We start from the raw sequence: 20,323 nt of genomic DNA, 5'->3' as shown, positions 1-20,323 counted from the left end.
TGCTTATTTAAAATCAAAAAATATATAAATTCATTTAGCTTTCTTAGTCAGATATGATGCCTACTTAATATCAACTTAAAATCGTTGTAATGTGGTTGCTTTAATAGAAAATGAATGTTATAATTAAATGATGAATTATAAGATGATTATAAAATCATTTAATAGAAAAATATGTCGGAAGGAAAATGTTAATGGCTATTTTAGGAAAAATATTTGATGCTAATAAAAGAGAAGTAAAAAGTTTATCAAAATTAGCTGACAAAGTATTAGCTAAAGATGAAGAATATTCAAATCTTAGCGATGAAGAATTAGTAAATAAAACAGAAGAATTTAAAGCTTATATTCAAGAACAAAAAGAAAAAGGTAAAGATACACCGGATATATTAGATAAAATTTTAGTAGATGCGTTCGCTGCAGCTCGTGAAGGGGCATTACGTTCTCTAGGAATGAAACCATATAAAGTTCAAATCATGGGTGGTATCGCACTTCACCGTGGTGATATCGCGGAGATGAGAACAGGGGAAGGTAAAACTCTTACTGCGACAATGCCAGTATACCTAAACGCATTAGCAGGTGAAGGTGTACACGTTGTTACAGTTAATGAATACTTATCACAACGTGATGCTCAAGAGATGGGAGTTTTCTATAACTACATGGGACTTTCTGTAGGTCTTAACTTAAACTCTCTAAACTCTGAAGAAAAAAGAGCTGCATATAATGCTGATATCACATACTCAACAAACAATGAGTTAGGATTTGACTATTTAAGAGATAACATGGTTAAAACAGTTGAAGCACGTGTTCAACGCCCATTAAACTATGCTGTAATCGATGAGGTTGACTCAGTACTTATCGATGAAGCACGTACACCACTTATTATCTCTGGTGAAGGTCAAGAATCAACTTCATTATATCAAGTTGCAAATGCCTTCGTTAAAACTCTGAAAAAAGCAGAGGAAGAAGATGGAAGTGATGGAGACTATACTTTAGATATTAAAACTAAATCTATTCAACTTTCTGAAAATGGTATTGATAAAGCAGAAAGTTATTTTGGACTAAACAATCTTTATGAGTTAAAAAATGTTGATTTAACGCACCATATTAACCAGGCATTAAAAGCTAACTATACAATGTCGCTAGATGTTGACTACGTGGTTGCTGAAGACGGAGAGATTTTAATCGTTGACCAATTTACTGGTCGTACAATGCCTGGACGTCGTTTCTCTGAAGGATTACACCAAGCTATCGAAGCTAAAGAAGGTGTGCCAATCCAGAAAGAAAGTAAAACAATGGCTACTATTACATTCCAAAACTTCTTTAGAATGTATAAAAAACTTAGTGGTATGACAGGTACTGGTAAAACAGAGGAAGAGGAATTTAGAAACATTTATAATATGTTTGTTACAACAATTCCTACGAACAGACCAATCCAAAGGATTGATGCACCAGACTATATTTACTCAAATATGGAAGCTAAGTTTAATGCGGTAGCACAAGAGGTAAAAGAACGTTATGACAACGGACAACCAGTTCTTTTAGGTACAGTTTCAATTGAAACGAGTGAATTAGTATCTAAATTATTATATAAATACGGTGTTCCTCATAAAGTACTTAACGCTAAACAAAATGAAAGTGAAGCAGAAATTATTAAACAAGCCGGACAACGTGGTTCGGTAACTATTGCGACAAACATGGCAGGTCGTGGTACAGATATTAAACTTGGAGAAGGTGTTCGTGAATTAGGTGGTCTGGCTGTTATCGGTACAGAACGTCATGAATCACGTCGTATCGATAATCAGCTACGTGGTCGTTCAGGACGTCAAGGGGATCCAGGTTATAGTAGATTCTATTTATCTCTTGAAGATGAGCTTATGGTCCGTTTCGGAGCTGATAGATTACAAAAAATCATGGGGAAAGATGATGATACGCCACTTGAAAGTAGAATGGTAAGTAGATCTGTTGAAAGTGCACAAAAACGTGTTGAAGGTAATAACTATGACTCACGTAAACAAGTACTTCAATATGATGATGTATTACGTAAACAACGTGAAATCATGTATGCTGAAAGAAATGAAGTATTAGAGAACGAAGTTGTTACTGATATTATTCAAGACATGATTGGGGACGCAGTAGATAAAACTATGGCTTATATTGTAGAAAATATGGAAGCTCATAGTGAAAAAGAAGAAACAGAAGAAATTATCAAATCACTAAATGAGAAATTCTTAGGTCTAAAACCTATTACTGATAGTGAGTATTCTGATGTAATGAGCGATGATGAAATTCGAGAGCTTGTATTACACAGAATTAACCTAGAGTTAGCTGAAAAACGTGCGTTACTTGGTGATGAAACTATGAATTCATTCGAGAGATACATTCTTCTTAACGCTATTGATGATAGATGGACTGATCACATTGACCAAATGGATCAACTTAGAAAAGGGATTTTCCTTCGTTCTTATGGACAAATTGATCCACTTCGTGAGTATAAAACAGAAGGTTACCAAATGTTCGAGGACATGATTGATGATATTCAAGTAGAAGTTGTTACTAACTTAATGCGTATTAGAGTAGAACGTCATGAAGAAATCGAAATGAAACAAGAACCAACAAACCTTGTAACTAACGATAGTAAAGAACATATCGCTCGCGGTCCAATTAAGAGTGCATCTCGTGAAGAGAAAAAAGCTCGTATTGAAGAACGTAAACAACGTATTAAAGAGTTAAAAGCTCAAAAAGAAAGAGAAACTAACTAATAGTTAATATTAAAGAAGGAGACTTGAAAATAGGTTTCCTTCTTTTAATGGCTTTTATAATATTTTGTAAGGAGGCAAGTATTATGAATAATATAGATAAACTAAAAGAAATAATAGAATTAAATGATAATATTGTCTTTTTTGGTGGAGCCGGTGTTTCTACTGAATCTGATATTCCAGATTTTAGAAGTGCGAATGGTGTATTTAATGTTAAATTAAATCGCCACTTTACGCCCGAACAACTCGTTTCCAGAACTATGTTTGTGAAATATCCTGTAGATTTCTTTGATTTTTACAAAAAACATTTAGTTTATCCTGATGCTAAACCGAATAGAGCTCATTTTTATTTAGCTGATTTAGAAAAGCACGGGAAACTTAAGGCAGTAATTACTCAAAATATTGATACTCTTCATGAACAAGCAGGTAGTAAAAATGTTTTAAAACTTCATGGAAGTGTAGATGCTAACTATTGTACTAAGTGTAAAAGTTTTTACAACTTAGAAGACTTTTTGGCTAAAAATGAAGAAATACCGAGTTGTGATAAATGTGGTGGGGTTATTAAACCGTATGTTACTTTATATGAAGAGGAATTAGATATGACGGTATTTAATGCTGCGATTAACTTTATTGAAAAAGCTGATGTACTGATTATCGGTGGTACTTCATTAAGTGTTTATCCAGCAGCAAATCTACTACATTATTTTAGAGGGAAGTATTTAGTTGTTATTAATAAGACGTCTACACCTCAGGATAATATGGCTGATCTAGTAATTAATGGTAAAATCGGAGAAGTATTTTCAAAATTAGGAGAAAGGTTAGGTGATGTGTAGATGTATTTATTTAGAAAATTAGCTTGGTTTATGAAGCTAGAAAAAAGGCGTTACATTATAGGGATAATTGCTCTTATATTAGTAAGTATTTTCAACTTAATTCCACCGAAAGTTATTGGGACTGTTATTGATAAAATTGAGGCTGGAAATTTAACTAATGGAGAGTTATTCTTAAATGTTGGTTACCTTGTATTAGCTGCGCTTGCGATGTACGCACTTCGTTATGTTTGGCGTGTTTATATTTTTGGAGCGGCATACAACTTAGGAAGAATTTTAAGGTCAAGATTATTTGAACACTTTACTAAGATGTCTCCATCATTTTTCCAAAAATATCGTACGGGTGACTTAATGGCTCATGCAACGAATGATATAAACTCAGTAGCAATGGTTGCTGGGGGTGGAGTAATGTCAGCGGTTGATGCAAGTATTACAGCTTTAGTGACATTATTTACGATGATATTTTTAATTGACTTCAAACTTACTTTAATAGCTATTATTCCTTTACCATTTTTAGCATATGCTACTAATTATATTGGTGATAAAAACTATGAGAGTTTTGAGGCGGCACAAGAGTCGTTTTCTGATTTAAATAACAAGGTTCAAGAAAGTGCCTCTGGGATAAAGGTTACTAAATCATTCGGTTATGGTAATGATGAGATTAAGAGCTTTAGAGAAGTTAATAACAAAGTATTCGGTAAGAATGTTATCGCTGCTAAGTATAACTCATTATTTGATCCAATGGTGTTGATATTTGTTGGAATATCTTATACACTTACTCTTGTCTTTGGTGGTATTTTTATTTCTAATGGCGATTTATCGGTTGGGGAGTTAGTTACTTTCGTGACTTATCTTGATATGTTAGTATGGCCGCTTCAAGCAATTGGTTGGTTGTATAATATATCACAACGTGGTGAAGTATCTTATAAGCGTATTGAGAGTTTATTAGCGGAAGCTAATGAGGTAAATACTAACTTAGATAGTAATATCAAAGCTGAAAATGGTAGACTTGAATATAATATCAACAACTTTGAATTTGAAGAAGGTAAGAGTGTCCTAAGAGATATTAAGTTTGCTATTGAAAAAGGTCAAACACTGGGTATCGTAGGGGTTACTGGAGCAGGTAAAACTACATTATTAAGGCTATTATTAAGAGAGTTTAATATTAAATCTGGTAATATCATGCTTAATAATAGGGACATTGCTGAATATAGTATTAGTGATCTTAGAAAACTTATTGGATATGTACCGCAAGATCAAGTACTATTTGCTATGTCGATTAAAGAAAATATTCGTTTTGCGAATCCTTTAATTGGTGATAAACAAGTAGAAGAAATTACAAAAATTTGTGGTCTGTATGATGATATTATGGCTATGCCTGAGAAGTTTGATACGATTGTTGGTGAGAAAGGTGTTAGTCTTTCAGGTGGTCAAAAACAACGTTTAGCAATGAGTCGTGCTTTGATTATTAATCCTGAAATTTTAATCCTTGATGATTCATTATCTGCGGTTGATGCTAAGACTGAACATGTTATTTTAGAGAACTTAAAAGAACAACGTAGTGGTCAAACTAATATCATTACAGCGCATAGACTTTCTGCAGTAGTGGAAGCTGATTTAATAATTGTTTTAGGTGATAACACGATTATTGAAAAAGGAACTCATGACGAACTTATCGCCAATAATGGTTGGTATAAAGAGACTTATGAAAGTCAACAAATGGAAGAAAGCTTGAAAGGAGGAAGTGAAGATGTCGAAAAGTAAGACGTTTTTTAGATTAATGCGCTATATGTTGCGCTATAAAGGATTATCGATATTGGCACTATTATTTATATTAATGACTTCGATAGTCGCAACAGCAATTCCTCTATTAGCTCAATATTATATTGATAATTTTATTACAAAAAATATTGCTAAAGCTGGATTATATATTTTAATAATTTATTTTGGATTGTTTATCCTAAGAGTTGTGTTTACATTTTTAGGAGAGTATTACTTTGCAAAGGTGGCTCACAGTATAGTTAGAGATCTGCGTAATGATAGTTTTTCTAACTTGCAAAAATTAGGGATGTCATACTTCGATAAAACTCCTGTAGGTTCTGTCGTATCGAGATTAACTAATGATACACAAGCTGTTGCAGATATGTTTGGAACAATTTTCTCAAGTTTTCTAAATACGATACTTATGTTTGTAGTAACACTTTCTGCAATGATTGCTTTAAGTTGGCAATTAACAATCTACATGATACTTTTTATTCCTGTAATGGTTGGTTCGGTATATCTATACCAGAAGCTTTCTAGTAGATTAGTAGAAATTTCTCGTGCGAAAATTAGTGAAATGAATACTAAATTATCTGAATCTATAGAGGGTATGAAGATTATCCAAGCGTTTAATCAGGAACAACGATTAATTGATGAATTTGGAGAGGTTAATAATGAACACCTTCGTTATTACACTAAATCATTAAAGGTTGATAGTTTATTATTAAGACCAGCTATGGCTTTATTTAAAGTATTAGCATATGGTGTTATAGTAATGTATTTTGGGTTAAGTTTTGAAAGTGCTGGTTTTACAGCCGGAATAATCTATGCGTTTATTCAATATACAAATCAGCTATTCAATCCACTAATTGAACTTATGCAAAACTTCTCAATACTTCAAACTTCTATAATTTCTGCAGGACGTGTTTTCACACTAATAGACAATAAAGAATATGAGCCAGAGCAAAAAGATAGTGACCATAAAATTTCACGTGGTGATATTGAGTTCAAAAATGTTAGCTTTTCTTACGATGGTAAACGTGATGTTCTTAAAAATATTTCGTTTAGTGTTAAAAATGGAGAGAGTATAGCGTTTGTGGGAGCCACTGGATCTGGTAAATCTTCTATTATGAATCTATTCTTAAGATTTTATGATTATGATAGAGGAGAAATCTTAATAGATGGAGTAAATATTAAAGATTACAGCTCTAAGGAATTAAGAAACAGTGTAGGACTAGTTCTTCAAGATCCATTCTTATATCACGGGACAGTAGAGTCTAATATTAAGATGTATAATGAAAGTCTAACAAGAGAAGATGTTATTGAAGCAGCGAAGTTTGTTGATGCACATAACTTTATCGATAAATTAGAAGATAAGTATGATAGCTTAGTTACAGAAAGAGGTTCAACGTTCTCATCTGGAGAAAGACAACTTCTAACATTTGCTAGAACTATAGCAAGTAAGCCGAAAATTCTTATTCTTGATGAAGCTACTGCAAATATCGACTCTGAAACAGAAGAGTTAATTCAACATTCTCTTGAAAAAATGAGAAAAGGTAGAACGACGATAGCAATTGCTCATAGATTATCTACGATTCAAGATTCTAACTGTATTTACGTATTGGATAAAGGTGAAATTATTGAATCTGGAACACATGATGAGTTGATAGCGTTAAAAGGTAATTATTACAAAATGTATCAACTTCAAGCAGGTATGTTAAATAAATAGATTTTAAACTAGAAGTGAATAAAGTAGCTTCTAGTTTTTTTTATAGAGAATATTAGTTGACATAAATTTAAAATGTTAATTATATTATGTAATTTTTTATTTAAAAAACAAATATTAATAAATCAAAGGACTGTACTTATGTCTGTTTTCTTGCATTTAAATCAGAAAAAGCTTACAATTAATGTATTAATTATAAATAAAATTAATCTTAGTATCATATATGAAAGAAGGATATAAAGTTGAGAAAATATTTAGGGGAAAAATATAACAAGTTTTCGTTAAGAAAATTGACTGTTGGAGTTTGCTCGATGACGATAGGGTCTTTTTTCTTAGTGTCAACTGTTCAACCTGAAGATTATGTAGTGAAGGCTGCAGATAATGCAATTGTTCACTATAAATATGTAGGAGAAGACAATCTTACTGATAAAGAAAAGGAATTAATAAAAAAAGAAGTACCAAGCGTTGTAAATAGTACAGAAGAAACATATTACTTAGTTTTTAAAACGACTAAAACAACACAACTAAATAAATTACCCAATACTGGTTTAAATTATGGAATAGGAAGTATGCTTCTGGGCGGTATGCTTGGTTTAGTAGTAGTCGTTGTAGCAAAAGGTAAAAATAAATCACGTAAAATACTATCAATTCTTTTAGTAACGAGTCTAGGTGCAACTACTCTAGAGTTACCTGTGAGAGCAATGGAGGACTTACAGTTATCAGTCTACAATATGGATTATAACTTAAAAGTTGGAGATAAGTTGCCAGAAATTTCTTCAATTCCTGGATATAGTTTTGTCGGATTTATTAAAAATGAAGCTGAGACTAAAAAAGAAAATGAAGAAGTTAAAGAACATATTGCTTCGCAAAAACATAATAAAAAACAACCAGAATTAAAAGAAAGTACAGATGCAAATCTAATAAATAAAAAACTAGAAAATAAAACAGCACAAAAAAATTCAGATAAAAAAGAAGATAAGAAAGTAATAGAAAATATTAATAAAAAAGATGAGAAAAAAGTACAGGGTGTGAATACTGTAAATCCACAAGATGAAGTATTAGCTGGGAAACTTACTAAACCTGAATTACTATACTCAGATAAAATATTAGAAACACCATTACACTATAGTCAAACTATAGAATATAATGCAGAACTACCTGAAGGAACAACAAGAGTAAAACAACAAGGAAAAGCAGGTAAGAAAACTGAAGTTGTAAGGGTGTTTACCGTAGAGGGAAAAGAAGTTTCTAGAGAGTTAATTTCTACAAAAACAGAAGATCCAGTTTCAGAAGTAGTTGAAAAAGGAACAAAAAAAGTAGTAAGTAATGTTGTTACTAAGGGTGAAAAACTTGTAAAACCTGCAGTAGAAGTTAAGCCAGAGTACACAGGAGTACAATCTGGAGCTATAGTAGAACCAGCAACAGCAGAAGTACCGAAAGTTTACACAGGAGTGCAAGCTGGAGCGATAGTAGAACCAGAGAAGATAGAACCACCTAAGGAATACAAAGGTGTGCAAGCTGGGGCGATAGTAGAACCAGCAAAAGCAGAAACACCGAAGGAGTACACAGGAGTGCAAGCTGGGGCAATAGTCGAACCCGAGAAGGTAGAACCACCGAAAGAATATACGGGAGTACAAGCTGGAGCGATAGTTGAACCAGAAAAAGTTGAACCCCAATATGGAGGCGTTACTTCTGGAGCATTAGTTGAGCCGGAAAAAGTAGAATCGCCGAAAGAATACACGGGAGTGCAAGCTGGAGCAATAGTCGAACCAGAGAAGGTAGAACCGCCGAAAGAATACACAGGAGTACAAGCTGGAGCAATAGTAGAACCTGAGAAAGCCGAAGCACCAAAAGAGTACACAGGAGTACAAGCTGGAGCAATAGTCGAACCAGAGAAGGTAGAACCTCCGAAAGAATATACGGGAGTACAAGCTGGGGCAATAGTCGAACCAGAAAAAGTAGAACCGCCGAAAGAATACACAGGAGTACAAGCTGGGGCAATAGTCGAACCAGAGAAGGTAGAACCTCCGAAAGAATATACGGGAATACAGGCTGGGGCAATAGTCGAACCAGAGAAGGTAGAACCTCCGAAAGAATATACGGGAATACAGGCTGGGGCAATAGTCGAACCAGAGAAGGTAGAACCTCCGAAAGAATATACGGGAATACAAGCTGGGGCAATAGTCGAACCAGAAAAAGTAGAACCTCCGAAAGAATATACGGGAGTACAAGCTGGGGCAATAGTTGAGCCGGAAAAAGTAGAACCGCCGAAAGAATACACAGGAGTACAAGCTGGGGCAATAGTCGAACCAGAAAAAGTGGAACCGCCGAAAGAATATACAGGTAAAATTGAACAACCAAGTACTGGAGAGACTAAACCTGGAAACGAGGCAAATCCTACAAATGGTGAATCGGAACGTCCTAAAGATGAAATTAAAGAAGAAAAACAAGTTGATAAGAAATTAGAGCTTAGAAATATTTCTAATGTAGAATTATATAAATTTGAAGAGAATAAATATCGACATGTTACATCTGTAGATAGTACTTTAGATAATTCATCGAAGTATTTCATGAAGGTGAAATCAGAAAACTTTAAAGATATAATGTTACCTGTTACTAAAATTGAGAGTACAACAAAGAACAACAAAGAAGTGTACAAAATTGTAGCTCATGCAGAAAATCTAATTCAACACGAAAACAATGTTATTTCGAATGATTATACATATTATTTACCAAAAACTCAGCAAAGTGAAACTGGGGTATATACATCATTTAAAAATTTAGTTGATGCAATGAATAGTAATCCTTATGGAGAGTTCCGTTTAGGTGCAACTATGGATGCTCGTGAAGTTGAACTTTCAGATGGTCAAGAAAGTTATGTGAAAAATGAATTTCATGGAAAGTTAGTAGGAACAAATAATGAGAAATATTATGCTATATATAACTTGAAAAAACCACTTTTCGCCGTTCTAAATGGCGCTATAGTAGAAAATCTTTCACTAAAAGATGCTAATATTTCTGCAAAATACAATGCTGCGACAATAGCGAAGGAAGCAAATAATAATACTCGTATTGAAAATGTTCATGCTGATGGAGCAATAGCTGGTGAGCATGAAATTGGAGGATTAGTATCACAAGTTAATAATTCTACTATTTCTAACAGTAGCTATACAGGTAGAATAACTAATACATATAAAACAGTTGCAAGTTATCAAATTGGAGGTTTAGTAGGTAAACTTTCTGGTCAGAGTGGCTTAATTGATAAATCAATAGCATCAATTGATTTATCTTCAAACGCAACACAAGGAGATCAGTCTATTGGTGGAATAGCTGGTGCAGTAGAAAATAGTGCGCTTATTAGTAATAGTTATGCTGAAGGAAATCTAAATAATGTTCAACGTTTTGCGAATGTTGGTGGAGTAGTTGGTAATCTTTGGGATCCGGTTGGTGAATTAGAAAAATCCGGAAAACTTTTTAATGTGCTAAGCGACGTTAATGTCACGAACGGGAATGCTATAGCTGGAAAAGATTTTGATCATATGAAAGCAACTAATGTATATAGTAATAAAAATAATAAGGTTGTGAACGTAGTACAAGAAGATGATGAAATATTAACTAAGGATTCTATTGTTCAAAGAGGAAAAGTATTAGAAGATGCACAAATAAAAGAGAAAAAAGCTGTTTTTGCATCTAAAAATACTATTAAAACAGAAGATTTTAATTTCTCTTCTAGATATGTAACAGACTATAGAAATCTTGAAAATGCCGTTTCATCTAAAGAAAAAGTATATAAAAATATAGAAAAACTATTACCATTCTACAATAGAGAGACAATAGTTAAGTACGGAAATTTAGTAGAGTCAAGTAGTAATCTTTATAATAAAGAATTATTGTCAGTAGTTCCTATGAAAGATAAAGAAGTGATTAGTGATATTAACAAAAATAAATCAAGTATAAATAAACTATTACTATATTACGTGGATAATACATCAGAGACCCTTAATGTAAATTATCAAACTGATTTTTCAAATGTAGCAGAGTATAGAATAGGTGATACAAACTTAATTTACACACCGAATACATTGCTTCACAATTATAATAATATTTTAGATGCAGTATTACCTGTATTAGAAACTGTGGATTATAAATCAGAATCAATTAGAAAAGTACTAGATGTTTCTAATAAAGTTAGTTTAACAGAGTTATATTTAGAAGAACAATTCAAGACTACTAAACGTGATTTGAGAGACAGTTTAACGAAACTTCTTACTGCAGATGCTGCAATAGCAGAAAATAGTAATAAGATAATAGATAATTATGTAATAGAAAAAATTAAAAACAATAAGGAAGCATTATTTCTAGGATTAACATATTTAGAGCGTTGGTACAATTTCAAATATGGTGAAACAAAAGCAAAAGATTTAGTTATGTATCACTTGGATTTCTTCGGTAAATCAAATAGTTCAGCGTTAGATAATGTTATTGAATTAGGTAAATCTGGATATAATAATCTATTAGCTAAAAATAATGTTATAACTTATAACGTATTATTAGCAAAAAATTATAAAACTAATAATTTATTTGATGCATTAGAAAAATATAGAAAAGTTTTTGTACCAGATAAAACAAATAACGAGTGGTTTAAAGAACAAACTAAAGCTTATATTGTAGAAGAAAAATCTTCTATTCCAGAAGTTAGTGAAAAACAATCAAAAGCAGGCACTCCACAATCTATAGGCGTATATGATAGATTAACTAGCCCATCATGGAAATACCCAAGTATGGTATTGCCGCTATTAACATTACCTGAAAAATCGGTATTCATTATAGCGAACATTTCGACAATAGGATTTGGAGCTTATGACAGATATAGAAGTAATGAACATCCAGCAGGAACTAATTTAAATAACTATGTTGAGACAAAAGCTAAAGAAGCAGCTGCTAGATTTAGAGATCACTATGATTACTGGTATAAAATACTAGATGATAAAAATAAAGAAAAATTATATAGAAGTGTTTTAGTCTATGATGCGTTTAGATTTGGAAATGATATAAATAATAAGACACAGGAAGCGAATTTTGAAACTGATCATCCAGCGATAAAACACTTCTTCGGTCCAGCAGGAAATAATGTTGTTCATAATTCTAATGGAGCATACGCTACAGGGGATGCATTCTACTATATGGCATATCGTATGCTTGATAAAGATGGTGCGGTAACTTATACACATGAAATGACACATAACTCAGATAGAGAAATTTATCTTGGAGGATATGGAAGAAGAAATGGACTTGGACCAGAGTTTTATGCTAAAGGATTGTTACAAGCTCCTGATCATCCATATGATCCTACTATCACAATTAACTCTGTACTAAAATATGATAAATCTGAAGAATCAACTAGACTTCAGGTAAAAGATCCTACAGAACGATTTAAAAATGCAGAAGATTTACAAAAATATATGCATAATATGTTTGATGTAATTTATATGCTAGAATATCTAGAAGGAAATGCTGTTGTTAAACTAGGTGTTGACAAGAAAAATGAAATGTTAAGAAAAATAGAAAATAAATTTAAAACAGATCCAGATGGAAGTAACGTTTATGCAACTAATGTTGTTCGTTATTTAACAAGTGAAGAGCTTAATAAGTTAAATTCATTTGATAGTCTAATTGAAAATGATATTATAACAAGAAGAGGTTATATAGATCAAGGTGAGTATGAGAGAAATGGTTATCATACAATTAAACTATTTTCACCAATTTATTCAGCTTTAAGTAATAATGAAGGAACACCGGGTGATTTAATGGGTCGTCGTATGGCGTTTGAATTGTTAGCTGCAAAAGGATTTAAAGATGGAATGGTACCATATATTTCTAATCAATACGCAGAAGAAGCAAAAGAAAATGGTCATGTTATTACATCATATGGTAAAGTAATAGGTAATGTAACTGACAAGTTAGTGCTTGATAAAGTATTTAATAATCGTTACTCATCTTGGGTAGACTTTAAAAAAGCAATGTATGAAGAACGAAAATCTAAGTTTAATAGATTAACAACTATTAGTATTATTAATCCAAATAGTTCTTTTGGACGACAAGAAACAGTAAGAATTAATAATATTAATAGGCTTGAAAGAATGATTGAAGAAGCAGTACAGGCTGATGCCGATAATTACACTTCGATATTATATCCTAACACTAATAGCCGAGTTCATAAACTAAAACAAGCGATTTTTAAAGCTTATCTAGATAAAACTGATGACTTTAGAACTTCAATATTTGGAGAAAAGTAATACAAATTATTTTATTGGATAAAAATATAAGTGAGGATGTGTGAATATATTTCGCATGTCCTTATTTATATTTGTTAGGACGTTATTATATATAATATGTAGTGTAGTCGGATATTATGAGTTGAATTTGTGATATAATAAAACTATAAGAATTATAGGAGAATTTGATATGATTAAAATTGAAGTATGTGCTAATAGTGTACAGGATTGCTTAGTAGCACAAAATGAAGGTGCAGATAGAATAGAATTGATTAGTGCAAGTTATTTAGGTGGTTTAACCCCAACGACGACAGCTTTAGATATGGCTCTTGAAAATGGTGTTGAGATACCTATAATGGCAATGGTAAGACCTAGAGGTGGGGGCTTTTGCTATTCAGAAATAGAAAAAGACCAAATGTTTAGAGAAGCTAGAGAACTACTTAATCATGGTGCAAAAGGAATAGTTTTCGGTTTTCTAAATGAAGATAGAAAAGTTGATTGGGAAGAGACTGAGAAAATGATAAACCTATGTAAAAGTTTTGAAGCGGAAAGTGTCTTTCATAGAGCTTTTGATTGTTCAGATGAACCAGAATACAATATTCAACGATTAATTGAATTAGGTTGTACCAGAGTTTTAACTAGTGGACTAGGTGCAAATGTTAATAAAGGTGTAGAACTTTTAAAACGGCTTCAAGAAAAGTTCGGGGATAAAATTGAGATTCTAGCAGGTGCGGGTATCACTACAGAAAATATTGGATATATTATTAAAGAAACTGGAGTTGCCCAAGTACATGGAACTTTTAAAAAGTATGGAATTGATTCAACGACGACGGGAGTAGATGTAACTTATAGATATACTGACGAAGGTGACTATGAAGAAGTGAATCCTAAGGAGTTAGCTCTGGCGATAGACATAGTAAAAAAATTAAATAAGGAAATGCAATAAAATGTTTAAAAATGTGCATCATATAGCGATTATAGGAACAAATTATAGTGAAACTAAGGAATTTTATGTAGGTAAATTAGGATTTGAAGTTATTAGTGAATATAATCGTCCAGAGAAGAATGATATAATATTGAATGTGAGACAAGGAAATCTAGTATTAGAGATTTTTATTAAGGAGGATGCACCATTGAGACCTAAAATGCCAAATCCAGAACATAGTGGGTTAAGACATTTAGCTTTTAAAGTAGATGATGTGGAAGGAGTGCTAAAAAAATTCGATGAATTAAATATTGTTCATGAAGAATTAAGATATGATGATTTTGATAATAAGAAAATGGCATTTTTCTTTGATCCAGATGGACTGCCGTTAGAGATACATGAGTAAAGATAAAGAAAGCGGCAGCACTAAAAATTTCAAATAAAAAGTTTATGTAAGAATACAGATTTTTTGATATCTAAATTCGTTTTATAATAGCCTTTTATATGTATAATACACTTTACGGGAGTGACTATACGAAATCGATTTCTCAGAAATTGCGATTTTGTAGTTGCTCCCTTTCTTTATTTTTTTATGCAATAAAAAGAAAATTCTATTGATTTTTCTGAAAATATATGTTTAAATAGAGAAATGTAATTAAAATAAACTTAAAAAAGGAGAAGGATAATGCAATTTAGAAGAAAAGCTGCTGTTTCGTTTGTAACGGCAACGTTATTACTTACAAATCTACATGTAATGAATTTTAATAATTTAGAGAAAAAATGGGTATATGCTGAGGAAAATGGTAAGGTTAATGCCTTATCTAATGCCTCTGCACATACTTTTAAAGATGAAGACAAAGTTAAAATTATTGTATCTTTAAAAGAGGACAAAGTAGATCCTAATTCATTAAAAACAGAAGAAGGACGAAAAGAGCGTGAAAAAAGTACTAAAGAACCACGTGAAAGAGCATTAAAAGAAATTAAAGATAAAGGTGTCGATTATAAAGTATTATTTGAATATGATACACTTTTAAATGGATTTTCTTTAGAAACTTCATATGCTGATGCTAAAAAAATTCAGGCGATGGATTTTGTAAACAGTGTTGAAGTGAGTGTTGATTATGAAGTTCCTGAGACTACTACAAAAAATAATGAAGATGATACTGCTTTAAAAAATACAGTTATCGACAGTAATAGAATTATAGGTGTTCAAGGTCTTTGGGATAAAGGTTATAAAGGTCAAGGAAGAGTCGTAGCAGTTATTGATTCAGGTTTAGACCCTAATCACGATATTTTGCACCTAACTGATGCTAGTAAAGCTAAGTATAAAAATAAAGCTGAACTAGAATCAGTAAGAGAAAAAGCTGGAATCGATTATGGTAAATGGTATAGTGATAAACTGATTTATGCATTTAACTACTACGATTGGGATAATAACTTAAAAGAGAAAAAAGATAAATCTCACGGTATGCATGTTGTTGGTACTTCAGTAGGTAATCCAACGAAAAAAGCACCAAACAATGAATATGTAGCTGGAGTTGCGCCAGAGTCACAATTAATCTTTATGAGAGTTTTCTCAGATAAACAAGGTGGGGCAAAAACAAGTACGTTTTTATATGTTAAAGCTATTGAGGATGCTGTTAAATTAGGTGCTGATTCTATTAATATGAGTTTAGGTGCAACAGCTGGAGCAGTAACGGAAGTTGGACAAGGTACTATCGATGCAATTGCACTTGCTAAAAAGGCTGGAGTTAACGTAGTAGTTGCGGCGGGGAATGATAATGTATTTGGAAATGGTCAAAGTAAACCAAGTGCATCTAATCCAGATTACGGATTAATCGGAACACCGTCTGTAACACCTGACTCAATAGCTGTAGCAGCAATAAATAATAGTGTAATGAATACTGAAGTAATGACTTTAGTAGGATTAGAAGGAAATGAAGAATGGGATAATGGAGAAGCTACAATTAGACCATTTGCTAAAAGATTCGATCCGAAAACTGAGTACTCATACTTTAATGCTGGCTATGGTTTAGAAAATGATCTTAAAAACCAAGATGTAAAAGGTAAAATTGCAGTAATGATGCGTGGGGGTGGAAATACCTTTGCGGATAAGGTAGCAGCCGCTAAAAAAGCAGGAGCTGTAGGTGCTGTTTTATATAACACTAAAGAAGGTGGAGAAGAATTACTAAATGTAGCATTAAATAATTACGATAGTGATTTCCCTGTAGTGTTTGTTGGGTATAAATTTGGTAATTTATTAGCAACTTATCCAGATCATTATAAATTAAAATTTACTGGACATTTCAGTAAGAGACCTCACCCACAAGCGAATCAACTTGCTGATTTTACAAGTTGGGGAGTAACAGGAGATGGATTGTTTAAGCCTGATGTTACAGCACCAGGTGGAGATGTTTATTCTTCATTCAATAATGGCACATACGGATTAGATAGTGGAACAAGTATGGCTTCACCACATGTAGCAGGAGCTATATCTTTAATGAAACAAGTATTCCAAGAAAGATATCCTGACCTTCAAGGTGAAGAATTACAGAAATTAATAAAACACCTATTAATGAGTACTGCGATTCCAAATTATAATAATGAAACAAAAGCATTTACATCACCAAGACAACAAGGAGCTGGAGTTATTGATGTTTCTAAAGCGGCATTTGGTGATTTATATGTAACTGGAGATAATGATTATGGAAGTATCTCTTTAGGTAATGTCCAAGATACATTTAAATTTAATGTAGTACTACATAACTTATCTGATCAACCTAAGGAACTTGTTTACAAGTCTTATTTAAATACTGATGGTGTAGAAAATGGACAAATTACACTAAAACCTAGACAATTATCAGAAAGTAATGGTGGAGAGACTGTAGTAGTTCCTGCAAAAGGAGAAAAAACAGTTACTATCACAGTTGATGCTACGCAATTTAGAAATGAATTAGAAGGACAAATGCCAAATGGTTATTATCTTGAAGGATTTGTAAGATTCTTTGATCCTAAAGATACGAATACAGCTGTTGCTGGAATTCCATATGTTGGTTTTAAAGGTGAGTTCCAAAATCTACCTGTAGTAGAAAAACCAATATATGAATTTAAAGGGAATGAAAAACCATTCTATTACTATAAACCTAATACAACAGAACGTGATGATAAAAATAACTTTACTTCATTAGTTACTGTTGATGTAAATGGTGAAGAAAAGAACATTAAAGTTTTAGGAGAGTATACTGATCCTAAGAGTAAGTCTAATTATTTTGGAAAATTGGCATTTTCTCCAAATGGGGATAGACAACACGATGAGATTGGATTTAAAGCAACTTTCTTAAGAAACTATGAGAATCTTAAATTATCAGTTTATGCTAAAGATGATGTTGAACGTAAAAATCCATTGTATGAAAATGGTAATGTTTTTGGTAAAAAGAACTTCTTCCACAATAAAGCTACAAATAAAAAAGCTGTGTTAGTTACTGAAACAAACTGGAAGGGACAAGATAAAAACGGAAATCCACTACCAGATGGAGAATATCAATATGTAGTTAGTTATAGTCCTGTTGCAACAGGTGCGAAGATGCAAGAAACAGCGTTTAACGTTACGCTTGATAGAGTTGCACCACAAATTGTTGGTACAGGTGGAGTTTATGATGAAAAAACTAGAACATTTAAACCATATGCTGTAAAAGAAAATGGAAGTGGATTACTTTATAAGAAATTAAGCTATAAAGTGACTAAAAAAGGCAAAGACGGTAAAACTGTTGAAAAAGAAGTGGAAGTAGAACCAAATATAGATGGTACATTTACTCTTCCAGAAAAAGTATCTCTAGATAAATTTACTTATGAAGTGAGTGACTTTGCAGGGAACAAAGATAGTGTTGGAATTTCAAAAGTTCAGAATACTGAAAAAGGTACTGTAGAAGTTAAAACTACAGCTAAAGATGGAACAGGTGATTATTCTACTAACGTAAGATATGCTATTAAGAATGAAAAAGGGGAATTAGTAGGAGAAGACTTCACGAAAAATGGTAAGAACCTAACAGCTCTACCGTATGGTAAATATACTGTACAAGTAGTTTTAACTGATGAAGCGCTTAAATTAACTAGTCCTAAAGAAGTTGCTTTTGAAATTACTAAAGATAATTCAACTAAAACAGTAGAATTCACATTCGAAGAACAAAAGAGAAATACGACAATAATTAAATTTGATAAAGTGATACCTGCTGGAGCAAAAGTATTTGTTACAAATGAACAGGGTGAAAAAACAGAATTATCAAGAAGTCTATACAGTGAAAAAGAATTCCAAAAACGATTAAATAATGGTAAATATACTGTTGAAGTAGTATTACCTGAGGGATATAGATCTTCTGAAAATAATTTTGAACTTGTAGTAGGAAACGGTCGTAATACAAAAGAGTTACAATTAAGTGTAGCTGAGAAAGTAGCTAGTGTTACAACTGCAGAAGGTGCAACTACTCCAGCGACTGTTGAGTTTGGAGAAGCTAAACTTTATAATGATTATAAACTTGTAGTTGGAGATGTTGAAAAAGCTAGCAAGGAAAAAATTCTTAAACAGCTAACTGATAGTAAGATTGATTTAACTAAATATGATGTAGTATTTTATGATATCCATTTAGAAGATAGAAATAATAAAGTTGTAGAAGTTGATGGAACTAGAAAAGTTACTCTATCATTAGATAAAATGCCAGCAAAATTTGGTCATGAAAAAAAAGATGGAACAATTGAACCGGTTAATGGTGAAGTAGTAGATGGTAGATTCGTCTTTACAGTAGGTGGATTTAGTAATTTTGTGGCTCTTATAGAGAAAAATGCGCCTAAAGAAGAGGTTAAAGTAGATAAGAGTCAATTGAAACTTGCTTCTGATAATTTCAAAGTTACAACTGATAGTGATAAGTATGAATATGCGTCATTAGATGCTAAAGAGGCATACAACAAAGCAATTAATAAAGCTAAACAACTTTTAGAAGATGAACATGCAATACAAGAAGAAGTGAATAAAGCTGTTGAAGAGTTAAATGTAGCTATTTCTAAACTTACTGGTGTTAAACCAAAAGAGGCAAAAGGTGAGCCAGAGAAAGTAGATGCACCTAAAGAATACACAGGGGAGCAAGCAGGAGCAGTTGTAGAACCAGAAAAAGTAGAAGCTCCTAAAGAATATACTGGCAAAGTAGAACAACCAAAAGCAGAAGTACAAAGTGTAGATAAAAAAGAGCTTGCGGCTGAAGTTGAGAAAAATGGAGACCTTGCATCACAAGATAGCTTTAAAGAAGCAGAAGAAGCAGCTAAGAAAGAATATAAAGCAGCTCTTAAAGCAGCTATCTTAGTATTATCTAATGCAAATGCAAAACAAGATGAAGTAAACAGTGCATTAGAAACTCTTAAAAAAGCAGCAGAGAAGGTAAGTAAAGAAAAATCTAGATTGTCAACTTTACTTGGTGATGTATTTAAGAAAGATAAAGATAAATCAAGTGTAGGATTAGCAGATATAGCTAAAGATCAAGGAATGGTAGCAAACAATTCTCAAGCAAATCTTGGAACTGTTGGTAAATCAAATTCTCTATTAGCTAAAACAGGAACATTAGCTTTACCTACAACCTTTGTAGGACTTGCATTAATTTGTTTAGTATACGTACTGAGAAGAAGAAAAAATACTAAATAATAGGTAGTTTAATAGGGAGTGACTCAAAAATCGTGATTTCGAAGAAATCGATTTTTTAGAGTCACCCCCGCAAAGTTTATTAGATATCTAAAAAGCTTTTATAAAGTGAATTTAGATATCAATAAACCACTGCGTCTATGAATTCTCATATACACTTTGTTAAAATTTAGGTCTTTTGAGTCAGCCCCTATTAATTGATATTTTGAAAAGATGAATATAGAGAGTTGTTGAAATATTGAAATTAGTAATACTTGTAAGGAATTAGGTATGAGTATTAATACTGAATAGGTAGTTGAAAATTTGAAAATTATAAAAAAATGTTAGGTTATAATACATATGTGACAAAAAATAAAAAATAAAAGAGAAC

Annotated in this window: 8 protein-coding genes; all 8 read left to right on the top strand. The window is 32.3% G+C overall.

The window, feature by feature from the left end; genetic code table 11:
* Positions 1 to 191 precede the first annotated feature (191 nt).
* The gene (gene secA / locus ACO6OL_RS05755) at positions 192 to 2,756 is read left to right on the top strand and encodes a preprotein translocase subunit SecA (RefSeq protein ID WP_485502445.1); all 2,565 of its coding nucleotides are present in this window, start codon (positions 192 to 194) and stop codon (positions 2,754 to 2,756) included.
* An 83-nt stretch (positions 2,757 to 2,839) separates the two neighbouring features.
* The gene (locus ACO6OL_RS05750; protein WP_485502444.1) at positions 2,840 to 3,586 is read left to right on the top strand and encodes an NAD-dependent protein deacylase; all 747 of its coding nucleotides are present in this window, start codon (positions 2,840 to 2,842) and stop codon (positions 3,584 to 3,586) included.
* Positions 3,587 to 5,347 (top strand): ABC transporter ATP-binding protein, encoded by a 1,761-nt coding sequence (locus ACO6OL_RS05745; RefSeq protein WP_485502443.1) that lies wholly within the window; start codon positions 3,587 to 3,589, stop codon positions 5,345 to 5,347. It begins immediately after the preceding gene.
* The gene (locus ACO6OL_RS05740) at positions 5,334 to 7,073 is read left to right on the top strand and encodes an ABC transporter ATP-binding protein (RefSeq protein WP_485502442.1); all 1,740 of its coding nucleotides are present in this window, start codon (positions 5,334 to 5,336) and stop codon (positions 7,071 to 7,073) included. Before ACO6OL_RS05745 ends, ACO6OL_RS05740 begins: the two co-directional genes overlap by 14 nt.
* A 239-nt stretch (positions 7,074 to 7,312) precedes the next feature.
* The gene (locus ACO6OL_RS05735; RefSeq protein WP_485502441.1) at positions 7,313 to 13,366 is read left to right on the top strand and encodes a ZmpA/ZmpB/ZmpC family metallo-endopeptidase; all 6,054 of its coding nucleotides are present in this window, start codon (positions 7,313 to 7,315) and stop codon (positions 13,364 to 13,366) included.
* Between the two features lie 169 nt (positions 13,367 to 13,535).
* The gene (locus tag ACO6OL_RS05730; RefSeq protein WP_485502440.1) at positions 13,536 to 14,291 is read left to right on the top strand and encodes a copper homeostasis protein CutC; all 756 of its coding nucleotides are present in this window, start codon (positions 13,536 to 13,538) and stop codon (positions 14,289 to 14,291) included.
* Position 14,292: 1 nt separating this feature from the next.
* Positions 14,293 to 14,676, top strand: coding sequence for an SMU1112c/YaeR family gloxylase I-like metalloprotein (gloA2, locus tag ACO6OL_RS05725; protein WP_485502439.1), 384 nt, complete (start codon positions 14,293 to 14,295; stop codon positions 14,674 to 14,676).
* Positions 14,677 to 14,955: 279 nt separating this feature from the next.
* Positions 14,956 to 19,956 (top strand): S8 family serine peptidase, encoded by a 5,001-nt coding sequence (locus ACO6OL_RS05720; protein WP_485502438.1) that lies wholly within the window; start codon positions 14,956 to 14,958, stop codon positions 19,954 to 19,956.
* The last annotated feature ends 367 nt before the right edge of the window (positions 19,957 to 20,323 follow it).

This window comes from Gemella sp. (genome assembly GCF_057272915.1).
The sequence above is the reverse complement of the archived record's forward strand: the minus strand, read 5'-3'. Positions and strand labels throughout refer to the sequence as shown.